Genomic DNA, 16,051 nt, shown 5'->3' with positions numbered 1-16,051 from the left:
TATCGACCATGACCGCACCACGTGACCACTATCAGTAGTCAGAACCTTGCGCGGAATGGCTCACTGGGGGAGCTGCGCGGCCAGGAGATCAACGACTTCTACGCCTCCATCGACGTGTTCGCCCTGCCATCGGTGGCCGAGTCGTTCGGCATCGTCCAGGCCGAGGCGATGATGTGCGGCGTACCCTCGGTCACCACCGACCTGCCCGGCGGCCGGTACCCCGTCCTGGCCACCAGGTTCGGCACCCTCGTACCACCCCGGGACCCGGAGGCGCTGCACCGGGGGATCCTGGAGCTGGCCGCCGCTCCGGCGGACTGGCGGGAGACCAAGGCCCACGAGGCCCGCGACCTGTTCGCCGCCGAACACAGCCTCGACGCCCACGAGAAGGTGTTCAACACCGTCCTGGAACGCACCGGCCGCCAACGGGTCCGGTGAACCGTCCGCCGCCTGCGGTCCCGCTCCCGGTCGGCCCGGTCCCGCCCGCCGGCCGGGAGACCCGCCACCACCGCGACCCGAGGAATGCCGGCGTCACCGGCGGGTACCCGGCGGCGGACCAGGGAGGTGGCGATGGCATCTACGGCACCGGACTACTTCCGGCCGGAGGACGGCTTCGTTCTCACCCATCTGCTGATCGTCCGGGACGTGGACCGGTCACGGGAGTTCTACCAGCGGGTGCTGGGCGCCGCGGTGGTGCGTGAGCGGGAGCCGGCGATCCTGCGGTTCCACAACAGCTACCTCGTGATCAACAACGAGGGTGGCCCCACGGACGACAAGCCGGACGTATGGGCGCAGGCCCCATCGGAACCGGACAGGCTCAGCGCCGCGATGAACGTCCGGGTCACCGACGTGCAAGCCGTCTACGACCTCTGGCGGTCACGTGGTGGGCAGTTCCTGACCGAACCGAAGGACCACGGCGTCGAGATCCGCTGCTACCTGCGGGACCCGGACGGCTACCTCATCGAGGTGGGGCAGGGCACCGGGATACTCGCCGAGTAGCCGTCACCGGTCGGCGACCGCGCCCCGAAGCCGATCGCGGGGGGACGTGGACGTGCCGCCCAGGGGGTGCTCAACCCGTCGCCGTCGCCGAGGGTGCGGCGCTGCCGCCCTGCGGGCCGGTGGCCGTCATCAACCGGACGATCTCCGCCTGGTCGGCCGTCGACGGCAGCCCCCACTCCGGCCGGTACCCGTACACCGCACGCAGCGGGGTGGCCGAGGTCCGCCCGTCGAGCACCTCCACCGCCCCGGCGTCGATCAGCCCCGGGTGCTCCACCCCGCACGCCTCGGCCACCTTCACCAGGTCCCGCCGCAGCGTCCGGATGTAGTTCGCCGCCCGTACCGACTTCACCGCCGGATCCAGTCCCCGCGCCAGCCAGGCGTTCTGTGTGGCCACCCCGGTCGGGCAGGTGTCGGTGTGGCACTTCTGCGCCTGGATGCAGCCGATCGCCAGCATCGCCTCCCGACCCACGTTGACCATGTCGCAGCCCAACGCGAACGCCACCACCGCGTTGTCCGGCAGGCCCAGCTTGCCCGCCCCGACGAACACCACCTGCTCGTGCAGGTCCCGCTCGGCGAAGGTCCGGTACACCCGGGCGAAGCCCTGCTGGAACGGCAGCGACACCGAGTCGGTGAAGATCAGCGGCGCGGCCCCGGTGCCGCCCTCACCGCCGTCGACGGTGACGAAGTCGACGCCCCGACCGGTGTCGCGCATCAGGTCGGCCAGCTCCTGCCAGAAGCCCAGGTCACCGACGGCGGACTTGATGCCCACCGGCAGGCCCGTCTCGGTGGCCAGCAGCTCCACCCAGTCCAGCAGACTGTCGCAGTCGGAGAACTCGGCGTGCCGTGACGGGCTGACACAGTCGCGGCCCGGCGGGATGCCCCGGGTCGCGGCGATCTCCGCACTGACCTTCGCCCCCGGCAGCAGCCCACCGAGGCTGGGTTTGGCGCCCTGGCTCAGTTTCACCTCCAGCGCCCGTACCGGCGCCTGCGCCACCAGCTCCTTGAGCCGGTCCAGGCTGAACCGGCCCCGCTCGTCCCGGCAGCCGAAGTAGGCGGTGCCGATCTGGAAGACCAGCTCCCCGCCCCGGCGGTGGTACGGCGACAACCCGCCCTCGCCGGTGTTCTGCAGGCAGCCGGCCTGCGCCGCCCCCTGGTTGAGCGCCGCCACCGCGTTACCGGACAGGGACCCGTAACTCATCCCGGAGATGTTGACCACCGAGTCCGGCCGAAACGCCCCGGTCCGGCCCCGGGCACCACCGAGGACCTTCGCGCACGGCAGCCACACCTCGTGTCCGGCGGTCGGCGCCGACGGGGGTACCGCCCGTCCGAACGTGCGGTGCATGATGATCGGGTACCCGGCGGTGTACTCGATGTCGTTGTCGGTGCCGAACCCGAAGTAGCTGTTCTGCTTCTTCGCCGACGCGTACACCCACCGGCGCTGGTCGCGGGTGAACGGCCGCTCCTCGTTGTTGCCGGCCACGATGTACTGCCGCAGCTCCGGCCCGATCGCCTCCAGCAGATAACGGGCCCGGCCCAGCACCGGGAAGTTCCGCAGCAGGGCATGGTCGCGTTGCAGCAGGTCACGCGCGGCCAGTACGGCGACGGCGGGCACGACCCGGCGGGTCCACGTCATGTCCGCCAGTCCCACCCCGTTCGCCGTACCCCGCACGGCGGGCGAGGAGTCCGTGCGCGCCGGCTGGCGGGCCGGTACCGTCGGCGACCATGAGTGAGGACACCTTCCGGAGCGTCGACATCACCCGCGCCGGCGCCGGCCGGTACGAGGTACGCAACGCCCGGGGCGGTTCGCTGGCCATCGGTACCGGTGGGGACGACAGTTTCACCCCGGTGGAGCTGCTGTTGGCCGCAATCGGCGGGTGCACGGCGATCGACGTGGACCTGTTGGTCAGCCGTCGCGACGAGCCCGACGAGTTCCTGGTACGGGTGACCGGCGACAAGATCCGTGACGAATCCGGCGGTAACCGGATGCAGAACCTGGCCGTCGAGTTCACCGTCCGCTTCCCGGCGGGCCCGGCCGGCGACGCGGCCCGGGAAATGCTGCCCCGCGCGGTGCGGATGTCCCACGACCGGCTGTGTACGGTGTCGCGGACCGTCGAGCTCGGCACGGCCGTGTCGACCACGGTACGTCCCGACGGCGGGCCGCAGCCGGCCTGAACGTCGGGCGGCGCACACCGGCCCGTCTCCGTGTGGTGGCTACCCTGGGCCGGTGGAACAGCGCGTGCCGTACACCGTCGCGTCGCTGTCCGCGGACCTGCGGGCGGTGGGGCTCGCCGCCGGTGACGTCGTGCTGCTGCATTCGGCGTACCGTCGCGTCGGTTTCGTCGCCGGTGGGGTGGAGGCGCTGGTCCGGGCGGTGTGTGACGTGCTGGGCCCGGCGGGCACCCTCGTGGTGCCCGACCCACACCCCGGACAACACCGACCCGGCCAGCTGGCGGAACCCGCCGGTCCCGCCGGCGTGGTGGCCGGTGATCCGGCAGCAGGCCCCCGGGTTCGATCCACGGACGACACCGAGCCGGTGGATGGGGGTCGTCGCGGAGGCGGTACGGACCTGGCCAGGTGCGGTACGCAGTGACCATCCGCAGGTGTCGTTCGCCGCGCTGGGCCAGCGGGCGGTCGAGGTGACCGCCGGGCACCGCCTCGACGACGCGCTGGGGGAGGGGTCCCCGCTGGGCGCGGTGTACCGCCTGGACGGCAGGGTGCTGCTGCTGGGCTGCGGCTACGACTCGAACACGTCGCTGCACCTGGCCGAGTACCGCCAACCGTCGCCGCCCCGGGAGACGACCGGTTCGTCGGTCCGGACGTCCGACGGGGCGTACCGGTGGGCGGAGTGGACGGACATCGCGGTCGACGAGCGGGACTTCCCGCAGTTGGGGACGGACTTCGAGGCGACCGGCGCGGTGGCGGTAGGGCCTCGGGGGCGCGACCGCCCGGTTGATGTCGCAGCGTCGCCTGGTGGATTTCGCCACCGGGTGGCTGGCCCGGCACCGTCGCTGAGAGCGGCATCCAGGGCCAGTCCGCCCCGGATCCGACGGGCCTAGCCCAGGCCGCCCCCGCTGGCAACCTATCATCCTAGGATGCCCTAGGGGGTGTGCGCACGACGACCGGGGAGAACGGGAGCCCATCGGGGGAGCGGTGCCGTACCTGCCACACAGGGCACCCGTGAAGAGCTGAGGTCCGGGGCTGTCAACAGGCGTTCCGGTACGGTCTGGTTCTGTGGCGAATCAGTTGAACGTGCCGGGTGTGCCGTTTCCGCTCGTACCCTCACCCGCTGAACTCTGGCGACTCGATGAGGAGACCGACGCTGTGGCCGTTTCGGCGGCGCCCCGTACCGACATCTTCATCGACCCGGGCACCGCCAGCATGCTGAACGCGGAGTCGATGCTCAACGCGGCAACGCTGCTCGGCGTCCCCCCGGAGGGCGACTTCCAGCTCGGCGCGCGGGTCACCGTGGGCTTCGCCGCCACCTACGACGCCGGTGTGCTCCTGCTCTGGGTCGACGAACATCGCTGGGGCAAACTCTGCTTCGAGTACTCTCCCGCAGGAGAGCCGATGATCGTGTCCGTCGTCTGCCGGGGCGTCGCCGATGACGCCAACGCCTTCGTCGTCCCCGGTCGATCCGTGTGGCTGCGCGTCTCCCGGATCGACCGGGCATACGCATACCACGCCTCGGTCGACGGTAGGACCTGGCAGATGATCCGCTTCTTTGCCCTCGACGACGGCACCGCACGCGACCAGATCGGCTTCGAGGCACAGTCGCCCACCGGTGACGGTTGCCGGGTGACCTTCGACGAGATCCGTTTCGTACCGGCGCGCCTCGCCGAGCTGCGCGACGGCTCATGATGTCGCGAGGCTGAGTACGTCGTTTCAGGTCCGCCGTCGGACGCCCCCCATCTGTACTGCACCGCCAGCGGCATCCGGTCTGCCGCCGACGGTGACCCGCGCCCCGCGATCTGACCGGTTCGGGGGCGCGGGCATGCACAGCAGCCTATCCCTAGCATCCTAGGATGCATTAGACGATGTGACCCGGTGGTACCGGGCAAAGCTGTGGACAACAGCAACACCCGGACAAACCATCAGTGGTGATAGGTGTCAGTCGACGGTGGCGAACAGGTCGGTGAACTCGGCCACGGGGGTGAATCCGAGGCTGTGGTAGAGGGCGAGCGCGGCGTGGTTGTCGGCAGCGACGTTCAGGGCGATGTGGTCGACGTGGTGGCGTAGTCGGGCGCAGAGAGCGCCGACGGTGGCGCGGGCGAGGCCCCGGCGGCGGGCGGTGGGATGGGTGGTGACATTGCCGAGGGCGGCGACCGAGTGGGTCGGTGAGTAGACGTGTACGCCGGCGACGGCGACGAGCTGGTCGTGGTGGCGTACGCCGACGTACTGGCCGGCGTGCAGCAGGGCGGGGTCGAACCAGGTGCCCGCGTAGGCGGCCTGGAAAAGGTCGTGCAGGCGGGGCAGGTCGGCGGTGGTGAGGGTTTCGACCCGCGGCGGGGTGGGATCGGGAAGCCGGGTCGGGTCGGTCAGCGCGAGCCGGAGGAACGGTGCCGCGGTGTTGATGTGGTATCCGGCGTCGCGGAGGGCGTCGGCGTTGCCGGGGGAGAGGTGGGCGTGCAGGCGGCGTGGCAGCAGGGGTGCCAGCGCGGTGAGGAGTTCGTGGTGTTCGGTGTGCTGCTCGGGGGCGGCGAAGGCGAGCAGGGAGGGTACCGGGGTGGGGTGGTAGAGGAGCGCAATGAGGTTGTGGTGGCGGTACCAGGTGGTGTGGGGCCAGTGGGGGTCGTCGAGGTCGCCGAGTTCGTAGGCGTGTCGGGTGGGGTGGTGGCGTAGGAGGGCGGCCAGTTCGTCGCGGTCGTGGACGGCGCGTACCCGCATGGTGGGGATCATCGCATGGTGATGCGGGTGAGGGTGGTCCCGCGTGGTGTCCTGACGGCGGGTCAGGTGGTGTGCCACTGGTCGTAGCCGAGGCGGGCGACGAGGGCGAGGACGACGACCAGGAGGACGGTGCGGACGAATCCGGCGCCGCGGCGTAGTGCCATGCGGGCGCCGACGATTGCGCCGGCGATGTTGCAGATGGCCATGGCGGCGCCGAGGAGCCACCACACGTGGCCGGTGGCGGCGAATACGACGAGGGCGCCGAAGTTGGTGCCGGCGTTGACGAGTTTGGCCATGGCGGAGCCGTGAACGAAGTCGGTGCCGATGAGGGTGGTGAAGGCTAGGACGAGGAAGGTGCCGGTGCCGGGGCCGATGAGGCCGTCGTAGGCGGCGATGGCGATGCCGGTGACTGCGACGGCGGTGATGGTGCGGGCGCGGGTGCGGCGGTGTGGGTGGGCGAGGGTGCCGAGTCGGGGTTGGGATACCACGAAGACGGCGACGGCGACGAGGACGGCGAGGACGACGGGTCGGTAGGCGGTGGCGGGTATGGCGCCGGCGAGCGCGGCGCCGCAGCCGGCGGTGATGATGGCCAGTGCGGTGGCGGGGGCGGCGATGGCCCAGTCGATTTTGACGCGGCGGGCGTAGGTGATCGCGGCGGTACTGGTGCCGGCGATGGCGGCGAGTTTGTTGGTGCCCAGTGCGGTGGCGACGGGGATGCCGGGTGCGGTGACGAGGAGTGCGGGTAGCAGGAGCAGTCCGCCGCCGCCTACGACGGCGTCGATCCAGCCGGCGCAGGCGGCGGCGGTGAGCAGGATGGTGACGGTTGCGGAGTCCACGTGCGGGGATTCTGCGCGTGGGTGGGGGTGTGGGGTGTGGTGTTGTGGTGCGCCTCACCGGTGGTGGATCAGCGGTTGCGGTGTCGGCGTAGCCAGATTCCGGCGGCGCCGAGGGCCAGGAAGAGCAGGATGGAGCAGGTGAGCACCTTGAGGATCATCGGGTAACTGTGGCATGGGTCCGCGTAGGGGGCAGGGGTGCGTCTGGCCACGTTCAATGTTCTGCACGGTCGGTCCCCGCAGGATGGGCTCGTCGATGCTGGCCGGTTGGCGGCGGCGGTGGGTGCGTTGGATGCGGATGTGTTGGCGATTCAGGAGGTGGATCGGGATCAGCACCGTAGTGGTCGGTTGGATCTGACGGCGGTGGCGGCGCGGGCGTCGGGTGCGGGTGAGCATCGGTTCGCGGCGGCGGTGGTGGGTACGCCGGGGGAGGGTTTCCGTCCGTTGACGCATGACGACGACGGTGATGGGGAGCCGTTGTACGGGGTGGGGTTGGTTTCCCGGTTTCCGGTGTTGTCGTGGCGGGTGACGCGGTTGCGGCCGGCGCCGGTGCGGTCGCCGGTGTTCGTGTCGGGGCCGGGTGGGGGGTTGATCCTGTTGCGGGATGAGCCGCGGGTGTTGTTGGCGGCGGTGGTGGAGTCGCCGGTGGGGGTGATGACGGTGGCGGCGACGCATCTGTCGTTCGTGCCGGGTTGGAATGTGCGGCAGTTGCGGCAGGTGGTGGCGGCGTTGCGGGGGTTGCCGGGGCCGCGGGTGTTGTTGGGGGATCTGAATCTGCCGGCGGGGCTGGTCGGGCTGGTGTCGCGGTGGCGGGTGCTGGGCCGGTTGCCGACGTATCCGGCGGTGCGGCCGAGGGTGCAGTTGGATCACATCATCGCGGATCGGCGGGACGGGGGGCGGTTGCCGTTGGTGCGGGCGGTGGCGGCGCCGCGGTCGTTGATTTCTGATCATCGTCCGTTGGTGGTGGATCTGGGGTGACGTGTGGTGGTGGTGTCGGTGCGGGTGGTGGTGCGGTTACGCTGGCTGGCATGCGGGGCACGCTGCACGGTGCGACGGTCCATCTGGCCCGTCCGGGTCGTCCTGCGCTGGTGATCGACGCTCTGGATGAGTTGTGTGGTCCGGAGCGGGGGGTGGTGGAGTTGCCGCTGCGGTTGTGGTGGCAGCCGGAGCGGCGGTTCAATCTTGGCCAGCACACGATGTTGCTGTGGATGTATGAGAACGTGCTGCGGGAGGCGGTGTCCCGTGATGAGTTGCGGTGTTTTCTGCATGCGGCGACGTTGGTGCGGGTGTGGCGGGAGTTGAATCTGCCGCGTGGGGTGCGTCAGGCGTGGGAGGCGCGGCATCCGCAGTTGCGTCGGGTGGGGTGAGCGCCGGGAGCGTGGACGGGTTTTTCCGTGAGGTGGCGCGGGTTGCGTTGACGGTGGCTGACCGGCACGGGTTTGTGCTGGGTGGTGGGGTGGCGTGGCTGGTCAACGGGTTGGTGCGGCGTCCGACCGAGGATGTGGATCTGTTCAGCGACACCGATGGTGCGGCGGCGGCTGCGGCTGATGAGGTGTGTGCGGCGTTGCGGGCGGCCGGGTTTGAGGTGTCCGAGGTCGTCAGTGATCTTGGTGAGGTGTTCGCTGGTTTCGATCGGGATCAGCGGGAGTTCATGGTGGCCCGGGCGGGGCGAATGTTGCGGTTGAGTTTGTGTCGGTTGGATCGCCACCACCGGCCGGTGATCATGGATCTGGGTCCGGTGATGCATCCGGATGATCTGGTGGCGACGAAGGTGGCCGCGCTGGTGAACCGGCGGGAGGTGCGCGACTACATCGACGTGGCGGCGGCGGCGGGGCGTGGGTACGACCTGGTGGGGATGTTGGCGTTGGCGCGGCGGCATGATCCTGGTCTGGATGACGAGGATGTCGCGGATGTGGGTCGGTATCTGGACCGGTTGGATGATGTGCGGTTCCGGTACTACCGGTTGTCGCCGGAGCAGATCCGGCGGGTGCGGGCGCGGTTCGCGGGCTGGCCGCGGTAGGTGGGGCTGGCCTGGCTGGCGGGGTTAATCCGCTGGACAGGGTGTGGACGATGGCGGCATGTCGGATGAGCTGTGGGCGGTTGCCCGGGTGGATGTCGCCGATGCGGTGTCGCAGGTGTTGCTGCGGGAGTACTTCACCGAGATCGTGGGCCGCTGGTATGGGCGGGCGGTGTCGGCTGGTGAGGTGTCGGCGGCGATGGCGGAGGGTCCCAGTGATGATCTGTGTCCGCCGACGGGGTTGTTCCTGGTGGGTCGGTACCGGGGGCGGGTGGCTGGTTGTGTGGGGTTGCGGTGGTGTGATGGGTATGCGGAGCTGACCCGGTTGTTCGTGCGTTCCGGGGTGCGGGGTTGTGGGGGTGGGGCGGCCCTGTTGGCGGAGGCGGCCAGGTGTGCCCGGTGGACGGGCTTCGATCGGATCCGGTTGGACACCCGTGATGATCTGGTGGAGGCGCGGGCGTTGTATGCGCGGCACGGGTTCCGGCCGATTCCGGCGTATTCGCCGGGGCCGTATGCGCAGCACTGGTTCGAGAAGGTGTTGGCGGGTTGACGTGTGGCGCCCGGGGCGGCAGTGCGGCGGTCAGGGCGTACGGCGGTGGTCTTTTACTCGGGTGGGTACAGCCGGGACAGGGCGTGGGCGGTGTCGGCCATTTGGCGGCGCAGCGGCGGTGGGTCGAGCACCTCCACCTGCGCGCCGAGTTTCAGCAGTTCGCTGTGGCCGTGCCGGATCGACTCGATCGGCACGGCCGTGTGTATCCAGCCGTCGGCGTCGGGTGGGCCGGCGGTTTCCCGGGCGGCTCGGCTCATCGCTGGCGGGAGCAGGTGCACCATCTGTTCCAGGGCCGCCGCCGTGACCCGGATCGTCGCGGTGTCGCGGTACACGTCGGCCTCGTAGCGGCGGGCCCAGTCCTGCCAGAAGTCGGCCAGCCGGAACCCGTCGGGTCGGGTGAATCCGTCGTCGAGGGTCACCGCTTCCCGTACTGATGCCACCCGGTAGGTGCGGATCTGTCCTTCGGTGGCTGCCACGAGGTACCAGCGGCCGGCCTTGCAGACCACGCCCAGTGGGGCGAGGGTCCGGGTTACTTCGCGGGGCTGTTTCCACCGCCGGTAGCGCACCCGTACCTGGCGTTCCTGCCACACCGCGTCGGCCAGGGCGGCCAGGTGTGGGGTGGGTTCGTCGGTGCGGAACCAGCCCGGTGCGTCCAGGTGGAACCGTTCGCGTACCTGGGTGCCCTGCGCGGCCAGCGGTGGCGGTAACGCGGCGAGTAGTTTCGTTTCGGCTGCCGCGAGTACCGAACCCAGGCCCAGTTCCGCGGCGGGGCCGGGCATGCCGGCCAGGAACAGGGTCTGTGCTTCCTGCGCGGTCAGGCCGGTCAGTCGGGTGCGGTAGCCGTCGAGCAGCCGGTAGCCGCCGACGGGGCCCCGTTCGGCGTAGACGGGCACTCCGGCGGTGGCCAGTGATTCCACGTCCCGGTAGACGGTGCGTACCGACACCTCCAAGGCCTGCGCCAGTTCCGGGGCGGTCATGCGGCCCCGGGCCTGTAACAGCAGCAGCAGGGACACCAGCCGGCTTGCGCGCACGTCGCCGAGGCTAACCGGCCGGTATGACACCGACCGCGTCGGGCGCGCCTTCGCCACCGCACGCACCGAACCTGAGAACCTTTTGTCATGTCCGGTCCCGTTGTCCCTGTCGCGTCCCGCCCTGCGGCCCATCCGGTGCTCGCTGCCGGCCCGGTGGATTTCACCGAGGCGTGGCTGGTCAACCGGCGGTTGTCCGAGCACACCCGGGCGGCGTACCGGCGGGACATCGCTGGTTGGCTCGGCTGGTGCGCCGGGGCCGACCTGGATCCGTTGACGGCGACGTTTTTGCACGTCAACGCGTACGCGCGGGCGTTGGAGGCCAGTGTGGACGCGCGGACCGGCCGGCCGTTGACCCCGGCGACGGTGGCGCGGAAACTGTCGGCCCTGTCCAGTTGGTACGACTTCCTGGGCAAGCTGCGGGCGGTGGACGCCAACCCGGTGTCCGGCGCGGACCGGCCGAAGGTCAACCGGGACCATTCGGCGACGGTGGGGTTGACCCCGGAGGAGGTCGATGCCCTGCTGGCCGCCGCGGACGCCGACACCGGCCCTACTGCGGCCCGTAACCGGGCGGCGGTGGCGTTGCTGGCCGACCTGGGGTTGCGGGTGGGGGAGTTGGTGTCGCTGGACCTGGCCGATCTGGGCGCCGAGCGGGGGCATCGTAGTGTCCGCTTCACCGGCAAGGGCGGTAAACCTCGTCGGCGGGCGTTGACCCCCGGTACGGCGTGGGCGGTCGACGCGTACCTGGCCGAACGGGCTGCCGCGGCCGGGGTGGGGGTGGCCGAGTTGACCGGGCCGCTGCTGGTCACCGCCACCGGTGGCCGCCTGGACCGGCACGCGGTGTTCCGGATGGTGCGCCGGCTGGCGCGGGCCGCCGGGATACCGGCGTGGGCGAAGCTGTCTCCGCACTCGCTGCGGCATGCGTTCGCGACCACCGCCCGGGCCGAGGGGGTGCCGTTGGAGGATGTGCAGGACGCGATGGGGCACGCGGATCCGCGTACCACCCGCCGTTACGACCGGGATCGGCACAACCTGGACCGGGATCCGGCGTACGTGATCTGGTCGGCGCGGGCGCGTCGCGCGCCCGGCTGATCGGCGCCGGTGTCGCGGGTGGCTGGGGCGGCGCGGTCGAGCTGGGCGCGTGCGGTGTGTCCGGCGGCGGGTACCCGGTATCCGCCGACCAGGACGGCACCGGGTGCCCGCGTACGGTCAGCCCTGTGGGCGGGGGCAGATGCAGAAGGGCTGCCCGGCCGGGTCGGTCAGTACCACCCACCGGCCGGCGCCGGGCTGGAAGTCCGGTCGGGTCGCGCCGGCCGCGACGAACAGTTCCTCGGCTTCGGCGAGGTCGTCGACGTACAGGTCGAGGTGGTATCGCTTGGCGCCGGCGGTGTCGGGCCACGCCGGGGGCTGGTAGCCGTCGACGAGTTCGAATCCGATGGTGGTGGTGCCGGTGCGCAGCATCGTGTAGGCGGGTTCGCTGTGGGTGATCTCCCCGTCGAGTAGCTGCCGGTAGAACTCGGCGTGCGCGACCGGGTCGGGACTGTCAAGGTTGATCATGATGAGTTCGGCTGGTGCGGTCATGTCGGTCAGCATGCCGGCTGATCCTGACATCTTCTGTCAGGATCATGTGGTTGTCCTGACCGGGGGCTGGGGAGGATCGGAGCAGTCGGATCGCCAGCAGATGCCGTGATGAGCTGCTTCGCGCGCTCCAACTCGGCACGTGTCGGCTCGAGCGGATCCCCTGCACCTCCGACCTGCGTCACGTCCATGTCCCACTCACCGAGGTGCCACCTCGAGTCGATGGCGAACTCCGGCTCCGCGGAAATCATCTCGTCGAGGTGATGACGCGAGTTCGCGAGCGCGACGATCGACGTAGCGTCAGCATCTGTCGCAATGCCGACGCCGGCGACTTCTGCGGCCGGCAACCTGCTCGTCACGGTCGTGATCGCTTGCTCGAGCACCCCTCCGACACTGTGGTTGAGGTCACTGGACCAGGACTCGAGATCGAAGCTCACGCCCCCATCCTGCAGTACGTGCCGAGACCGCCGTCGGCATGGCGGCGGAGAGGTCCAGGGCCGCGCTGGCAAGGCGGACGCCCCGACGGCGTGGCAGCGCCGCGGCGGTGGAACAACCTACGGACCGAACCCCTCACCCCGCCGTCCCGCTTAGCGCCAGTTTCTGTTCCGATCCTCCCCGACCCCCTGACCGGCTGCCCTGCGGTGGCGCCGCAGCCGGTTCGGCTGCGCACCGGGTCCCGCGGTCACTACCGTTGGTGGTCGTGGCCGATGAGCAGCCGTGGATCCGCCCGGCCCGGCCGGTACGGCGGCTGCGGGTCGCGGGAGCGGTGACCGCGTTGGCGGCGCTGATGCTGTGTGTGGGTGCGGCCGGGGTGGGTACGTTCAGTTTCCAGTCGGTGTGGCGGGCTTCCGGGCCGGTCCGGGACACCGCCGACGGGTTCCTGCGGGAGGTCGTCGCCGGGGACGTCGACACCGCCTACGAACGGTTGTGCGCCGACACCCGCGAGCGGTGGAGTGCGTTGGGGTTCGCCGCGTGGGTACGCACCCCGCCGGTGCTGACCCGCCACGAGATCGTCGACGTGTCGGTGGCCACCCGCGCCGGCCGCCCGCACGGCACGGTGCGGGTGCGCCTGACCCGCGCGGCCGGTCCGGTGCAGGACCGTCAGGTGCCGGTGGTCCGCGAGGACGGCCGGTGGCGGGTCTGCGGCGACCCGTTCTGACCCGCCGGCCGGGCTGACCGGCCCACGGCAGTGAGGTGTCAGGCGCGGGGGCCGAGGTCGCCGCTGCGGTAGTGGCGCCGGCACAGCACCTGGTAGCGGACCTGGGCGGTGTCGACGGTGTCACCGATGACGACCTGGGCGCCTTCGCGGACCACCCGCCCGTCGACGACGCGGGCGTTGAGCAGCCCCTCCCGGCCGCACCAGCACAGCACCTCGACCTGGATGCGGGCCACGGAGTCGGCGAGTTCGAACAGCCGCCGCGCGGCGGGGAACATGTCGGAACGGAAGTCGGTGGCCAGGCCGAAGGCGAACACGTCGACGTCGTAGTCGTCGACCAGTTCGGCCATCTGCTCGACGTGGTCGACGGTGTAGAAGCACGCCTCGTCGCAGATGAGGTAGTCGACCCGTACCCCTTCGGCCCACCGGCCGCGCACCAGGGCCCGCAGGTCCATCTCCTCGGTGACCTCGATGGCGGAGTGGGCCAGGCCGATGCGGGTGGTGACCTGTGGGCCCAACGACCGGTCGATGCGGGTGGTGACCAGGCCGCGGCGGCCCTGCCGGGCGTGGTTGTAGTTCATCTGCAGGGCCATCGTGGACTTACCGCAGTCCATTGGTCCCCAGAAGAACTTCAGCGCCGCGGCGTGCAGGGGACGGCCGTCGACGCCGTGTACCCCGGTGCAGTGGGCGTGGGCCGGGTGGTCACCCAGCGGCGGGTGAGCCAGGCAGGTCGGGGCGGCAGCGGCGTCGTCGGTCACGGTCGGGGAGCCTAACCCATCGGCTGCGGCCGATGGGCATGGTCAGAGTACCCGGGGCGGGGTGTTCCCGACGGCCATGATCGCCCGACGCATCGGCACCGCGAGTAGCAGCGCGAACCCGATCACGAAGAAGATCAGCAGCGACACCAGACCCACCCGGTAGGAGTTGGTGAGCTGGAACACCAGGCCGAACGCCAGCGGCCCCAACCAGCTGGTGCCCTTGTCGCTGATCTCGTAGAACCCGTAGTACTCGCCCTCCCGGCCGGCGGGGATCAGCTGACTGAACAATGACCGGCTCAATGCCTGGCTGCCGCCGAGTACCAGACCGATACCCGCGCCGAGCAGCATGAACGGCAGCGGCGCCTCGGCCGGCAGGCGGAACGCGGCCAGGATCACCCCGGTCCACAGCACCAGACTGATCAGCACCGTCTTCCACGCGCCGATCCGTTTGGCGAGCGCGCCGAGCAGCAGTGCCCCACCGAAGGCCAGGAACTGCACCAGCAGGATCGTCACGATCAGGGTGCTCTGCCCCAGCCGCAGTTCCTCGGTGCCGTACTGGCTGGCCAGGGCGATGACGGTCTGGATGCCGTCGTTGTAGACCAGGAACGCCAGCAGGAAGAACAACGTCAGCGGGTACGCCTTCATCTGCCGCACGGTGCGACCCAACTGCCGGAACCCGTCGGTGAGCACGTTACCGCCGGTGCCCGCCTCCGCCCCGGGGTGTTCGCGTAGCCAGCGCAGCGGCACCAGCGTGAACACCGCCCACCACAGCCCGGCCGACACGATCGACCAGCGGGCCAGGTCCAGGGTGCGCTGCGGGTCACCGTCGACGGCGAATGTCTGCACCACCACCAGGTTCACCGCCAGCAGCAGCCCACCGCCGAGGTAACCCAACGCCCAGCCGCGGCTGGAGATCGCGTCCCGGTCGTCCGGGCCGCCGAGGTGCGGCAGGAACGAGTTGTACACCACCACCCCGGCGCCGAAGGCGATGTTCGCCACCAGGAACAGCACCCCACCGAGCAGGTACCGGTCGCCGGTGACGAACAGCATGCCCACCGTCGCTCCGGCGCCGAGGAACGCCATCGCCGCCAGCAGCGGCTTCTTGCGTGCCGACCGGTCGGCCACCGCACCGATGACCGGCAGCACGAACACGGTCAGGAACACCGACAGCGACACCAGGTACGGGAAGTACGACCCGGCGGCCACCTTGATGCCCAGCGGGTACACGTACCCGGTGCAGCTGTCCGCGCCCAGCTCACAGCCGGCGGCCAGTTTGGTGACCGACGTCAGGAACGGTCCGAGGAACACGGTGATGACGGTGGTGGAGAACGCCGACATCGCCCAGTCGTAGAAGTACCAGCCGGTGCGTTCCCGGCGGGTACTCGCCGGTGGCGTCTGCGCCGCCGTGGGGGTCACCGTCTCGGCCATCAGGGTCCCTCGGTGTGCTCAGGCGGCCCAGTGGCCGCGACTGGTGTACACGTCACGTAACACGTCGACGTGATCGGTCATGATGCCATCCACACCGAGATCCAGTAACTCGTGCATGTCGGCAGGTTCGTCGATCGTCCAGACATGCACGTGCAGTCCGAGCCGGTGGGCGTAGCGGATCAGCCGCGCGTCGACCACCGGGATGCGCCCGTACCGCACCGGCACCTGCGCGGCCACCACCGACGGTGGCAGTTTCACCGGCCGGCCGGTCAGCGACGCCCACCGCAGCCGGGCCACGCCCCGCATTCCCAGGGAGGTGGCCACGCCCGGCCCGGCCAGGGCCCGCATCCGCGCCAGCCGGGCGTCACTGAACGACGCCAGCAGCACCCGGTCGGCGGCGCCGGCCCGGGCGACGGTGTCGAGGGCGGGCTGTACACCCCCGTCGGCTTTGACGTCGATGTTGAACCGCACCTGCGGCCAGGCGTGCAGCACCTCGTCCAGCCGCGGTACGACGGCCTGCCCGCCGACGCGTACCGTCGCCAGGTCCGCCCACCGTAGGTCGGCGATACGCCGCCGGTCCCCGGTCATCCGGGTCAGCGTGTCGTGGAACACCACGGCCACCCCGTCGGCGGTGCCGTGCACGTCGGTCTCCACGTACCGGTAACCCAACTCGATGGCCCGGGTGAACGCGGCGGTGGTGTTCTCGTCGCCTCGGGCGGCGCCGCCACGGTGGGCGAACGCCAGCGGCGCGGGGGCGTCGAGGTAGCCGAAGGTCGGTCGTACGTGGCGCAGTATGCCGGCCGTCGGCGAGCCCGCCGCGGTC

At 70.6% G+C, this 16,051-nt stretch carries 19 protein-coding genes and 1 pseudogene; 11 read left to right on the top strand and 9 right to left on the bottom strand.

Annotation, left to right across the window (positions count from 1 at the left end; all coding sequences use genetic code 11):
- Nucleotides 1-21: 21 nt before the first annotated feature.
- Together V6U90_RS25830 and V6U90_RS25825 are read left to right on the top strand one after the other, a co-directional pair.
- Nucleotides 22-435 carry a glycosyltransferase family 4 protein gene (locus V6U90_RS25830; RefSeq protein WP_334441808.1) on the top strand — a complete coding sequence of 138 codons (414 nt, stop codon included), beginning with the start codon at nt 22-24 and terminating at the stop codon, nt 433-435.
- Nucleotides 436-567: 132 nt separating this feature from the next.
- Complete coding sequence (locus V6U90_RS25825) at nt 568-996, top strand: VOC family protein (protein WP_334441805.1); 429 nt, start codon at nt 568-570, stop codon at nt 994-996.
- A 70-nt stretch (nt 997-1,066) separates the two neighbouring features.
- On the opposite strand, the gene V6U90_RS25820 is transcribed toward V6U90_RS25825, so the two are convergent.
- A complete protein-coding gene (locus V6U90_RS25820; RefSeq protein ID WP_334441803.1) occupies nt 1,067-2,629 on the bottom strand; it encodes an FMN-binding glutamate synthase family protein in 1,563 nt (520 codons plus the stop codon).
- An 89-nt stretch (nt 2,630-2,718) separates the two neighbouring features.
- Here V6U90_RS25820 and V6U90_RS25815 point away from each other — a divergent pair, with 89 nt between their 5' ends.
- The 3 genes and pseudogenes from V6U90_RS25815 (at nt 2,719) to V6U90_RS25800 (ending at nt 4,854) form a co-directional block, all read left to right on the top strand.
- Entirely contained in the window at nt 2,719-3,168 is a 450-nt protein-coding gene (locus V6U90_RS25815) for an OsmC family protein (RefSeq protein WP_334441800.1), read from the top strand.
- Between the two features lie 52 nt (nt 3,169-3,220).
- Nucleotides 3,221-4,052, top strand: a pseudogene (locus tag V6U90_RS25805) (aminoglycoside N(3)-acetyltransferase).
- 175 nt (nt 4,053-4,227) lie between these two features.
- Nucleotides 4,228-4,854: a DUF1349 domain-containing protein gene (locus V6U90_RS25800; RefSeq protein WP_334441794.1), complete on the top strand. Its 627-nt coding sequence runs from the start codon at nt 4,228-4,230 to the stop codon at nt 4,852-4,854.
- A gap of 249 nt (nt 4,855-5,103) precedes the next feature.
- Here the strand turns inward: V6U90_RS25800 and V6U90_RS25795 are convergent, their stop codons facing one another.
- A complete protein-coding gene (locus V6U90_RS25795; protein ID WP_334441791.1) occupies nt 5,104-5,892 on the bottom strand; it encodes a GNAT family N-acetyltransferase in 789 nt (262 codons plus the stop codon).
- Nucleotides 5,893-5,942: 50 nt separating this feature from the next.
- Nucleotides 5,943-6,716, bottom strand: a complete 774-nt coding sequence (locus V6U90_RS25790) for a sulfite exporter TauE/SafE family protein (RefSeq protein WP_334441789.1) — start codon at nt 6,714-6,716, stop codon at nt 5,943-5,945.
- A 195-nt stretch (nt 6,717-6,911) separates the two neighbouring features.
- Between V6U90_RS25790 and V6U90_RS25785 the strand changes: the two genes are divergently transcribed.
- Genes V6U90_RS25785 through V6U90_RS25770 form a run of 4 tightly spaced genes read left to right on the top strand, consistent with a single transcriptional unit; the run spans nt 6,912 to nt 9,280 of the window.
- Nucleotides 6,912-7,691 (top strand): endonuclease/exonuclease/phosphatase family protein, encoded by a 780-nt coding sequence (locus V6U90_RS25785; protein ID WP_334441788.1) that lies wholly within the window; start codon nt 6,912-6,914, stop codon nt 7,689-7,691.
- Between the two features lie 50 nt (nt 7,692-7,741).
- Nucleotides 7,742-8,080 carry a hypothetical protein gene (locus V6U90_RS25780; protein ID WP_334441785.1) on the top strand — a complete coding sequence of 113 codons (339 nt, stop codon included), beginning with the start codon at nt 7,742-7,744 and terminating at the stop codon, nt 8,078-8,080.
- A complete protein-coding gene (locus tag V6U90_RS25775) occupies nt 8,077-8,733 on the top strand; it encodes a nucleotidyl transferase AbiEii/AbiGii toxin family protein (RefSeq protein ID WP_334441783.1) in 657 nt (218 codons plus the stop codon). The genes V6U90_RS25780 and V6U90_RS25775 overlap by 4 nt, the downstream gene beginning before the upstream one ends.
- A gap of 58 nt (nt 8,734-8,791) precedes the next feature.
- Nucleotides 8,792-9,280, top strand: a complete 489-nt coding sequence (locus V6U90_RS25770; protein ID WP_334441781.1) for a GNAT family N-acetyltransferase — start codon at nt 8,792-8,794, stop codon at nt 9,278-9,280.
- A 53-nt stretch (nt 9,281-9,333) separates the two neighbouring features.
- Here the strand turns inward: V6U90_RS25770 and V6U90_RS25765 are convergent, their stop codons facing one another.
- Nucleotides 9,334-10,311 carry a helix-turn-helix transcriptional regulator gene (locus V6U90_RS25765; protein WP_334441779.1) on the bottom strand — a complete coding sequence of 326 codons (978 nt, stop codon included), beginning with the start codon at nt 10,309-10,311 and terminating at the stop codon, nt 9,334-9,336.
- Nucleotides 10,312-10,398: 87 nt separating this feature from the next.
- On the opposite strand from V6U90_RS25765, the gene V6U90_RS25760 reads away from it, so the two are divergent.
- On the top strand, nt 10,399-11,400 hold the full coding sequence (locus V6U90_RS25760; RefSeq protein ID WP_334441776.1) for a tyrosine-type recombinase/integrase: 1,002 nt from the start codon (nt 10,399-10,401) through the stop codon (nt 11,398-11,400).
- Nucleotides 11,401-11,517: 117 nt separating this feature from the next.
- Here the strand turns inward: V6U90_RS25760 and V6U90_RS25755 are convergent, their stop codons facing one another.
- Nucleotides 11,518-11,901 carry a VOC family protein gene (locus V6U90_RS25755; protein ID WP_334441772.1) on the bottom strand — a complete coding sequence of 128 codons (384 nt, stop codon included), beginning with the start codon at nt 11,899-11,901 and terminating at the stop codon, nt 11,518-11,520.
- The gene (locus V6U90_RS25750) at nt 11,895-12,323 is read right to left on the bottom strand and encodes a DUF4303 domain-containing protein (RefSeq protein ID WP_334441770.1); all 429 of its coding nucleotides are present in this window, start codon (nt 12,321-12,323) and stop codon (nt 11,895-11,897) included. Before V6U90_RS25750 ends, V6U90_RS25755 begins: the two co-directional genes overlap by 7 nt.
- 263 nt (nt 12,324-12,586) lie before the next feature.
- Here V6U90_RS25750 and V6U90_RS25745 point away from each other — a divergent pair, with 263 nt between their 5' ends.
- Nucleotides 12,587-13,045, top strand: coding sequence for an Rv0361 family membrane protein (locus tag V6U90_RS25745; RefSeq protein WP_334441768.1), 459 nt, complete (start codon nt 12,587-12,589; stop codon nt 13,043-13,045).
- A 38-nt stretch (nt 13,046-13,083) separates the two neighbouring features.
- Here V6U90_RS25745 and V6U90_RS25740 read toward each other — a convergent pair whose 3' ends face one another.
- Genes V6U90_RS25740 through V6U90_RS25730 form a run of 3 tightly spaced genes read right to left on the bottom strand, consistent with a single transcriptional unit; the run spans nt 13,084 to nt 16,020 of the window.
- The gene (locus V6U90_RS25740) at nt 13,084-13,800 is read right to left on the bottom strand and encodes a thymidine kinase (protein WP_442933672.1); all 717 of its coding nucleotides are present in this window, start codon (nt 13,798-13,800) and stop codon (nt 13,084-13,086) included.
- A gap of 42 nt (nt 13,801-13,842) precedes the next feature.
- Entirely contained in the window at nt 13,843-15,228 is a 1,386-nt protein-coding gene (locus V6U90_RS25735; RefSeq protein WP_334441765.1) for an MFS transporter, read from the bottom strand.
- Between the two features lie 18 nt (nt 15,229-15,246).
- On the bottom strand, nt 15,247-16,020 hold the full coding sequence (locus V6U90_RS25730) for a glycerophosphodiester phosphodiesterase (protein WP_334441813.1): 774 nt from the start codon (nt 16,018-16,020) through the stop codon (nt 15,247-15,249).
- Between the last annotated feature and the right edge of the window lie 31 nt (nt 16,021-16,051).

Origin of the sequence: Micromonospora sp. CPCC 206060 (genome assembly GCF_036906895.1) — a bacterium.
Taxonomy (GTDB): Bacteria; Actinomycetota; Actinomycetes; order Mycobacteriales; family Micromonosporaceae; genus Micromonospora.
Note: the sequence above shows the minus strand (reverse complement) of the source record. Positions and strands in the feature narration are given on the sequence as shown.

What these genes read in the sequence shown, in the direction of transcription:
- V6U90_RS25825 (WP_334441805.1), top strand. Translation starts at nt 568, where the DNA reads ATGGCATCTACGGCACCGGACTACTTCCGGCCGGAGGACGGCTTCGTT.
- V6U90_RS25820 (WP_334441803.1), bottom strand. Translation starts at nt 2,629, where the DNA reads ATGACGTGGACCCGCCGGGTCGTGCCCGCCGTCGCCGTACTGGCCGCG.
- V6U90_RS25815 (WP_334441800.1), top strand. Translation starts at nt 2,719, where the DNA reads ATGAGTGAGGACACCTTCCGGAGCGTCGACATCACCCGCGCCGGCGCC.
- V6U90_RS25795 (WP_334441791.1), bottom strand. Translation starts at nt 5,892, where the DNA reads ATGATCCCCACCATGCGGGTACGCGCCGTCCACGACCGCGACGAACTG.
- V6U90_RS25780 (WP_334441785.1), top strand. Translation starts at nt 7,742, where the DNA reads ATGCGGGGCACGCTGCACGGTGCGACGGTCCATCTGGCCCGTCCGGGT.
- V6U90_RS25770 (WP_334441781.1), top strand. Translation starts at nt 8,792, where the DNA reads ATGTCGGATGAGCTGTGGGCGGTTGCCCGGGTGGATGTCGCCGATGCG.
- V6U90_RS25760 (WP_334441776.1), top strand. Translation starts at nt 10,399, where the DNA reads ATGTCCGGTCCCGTTGTCCCTGTCGCGTCCCGCCCTGCGGCCCATCCG.
- V6U90_RS25755 (WP_334441772.1), bottom strand. Translation starts at nt 11,901, where the DNA reads ATGCTGACCGACATGACCGCACCAGCCGAACTCATCATGATCAACCTT.
- V6U90_RS25735 (WP_334441765.1), bottom strand. Translation starts at nt 15,228, where the DNA reads ATGGCCGAGACGGTGACCCCCACGGCGGCGCAGACGCCACCGGCGAGT.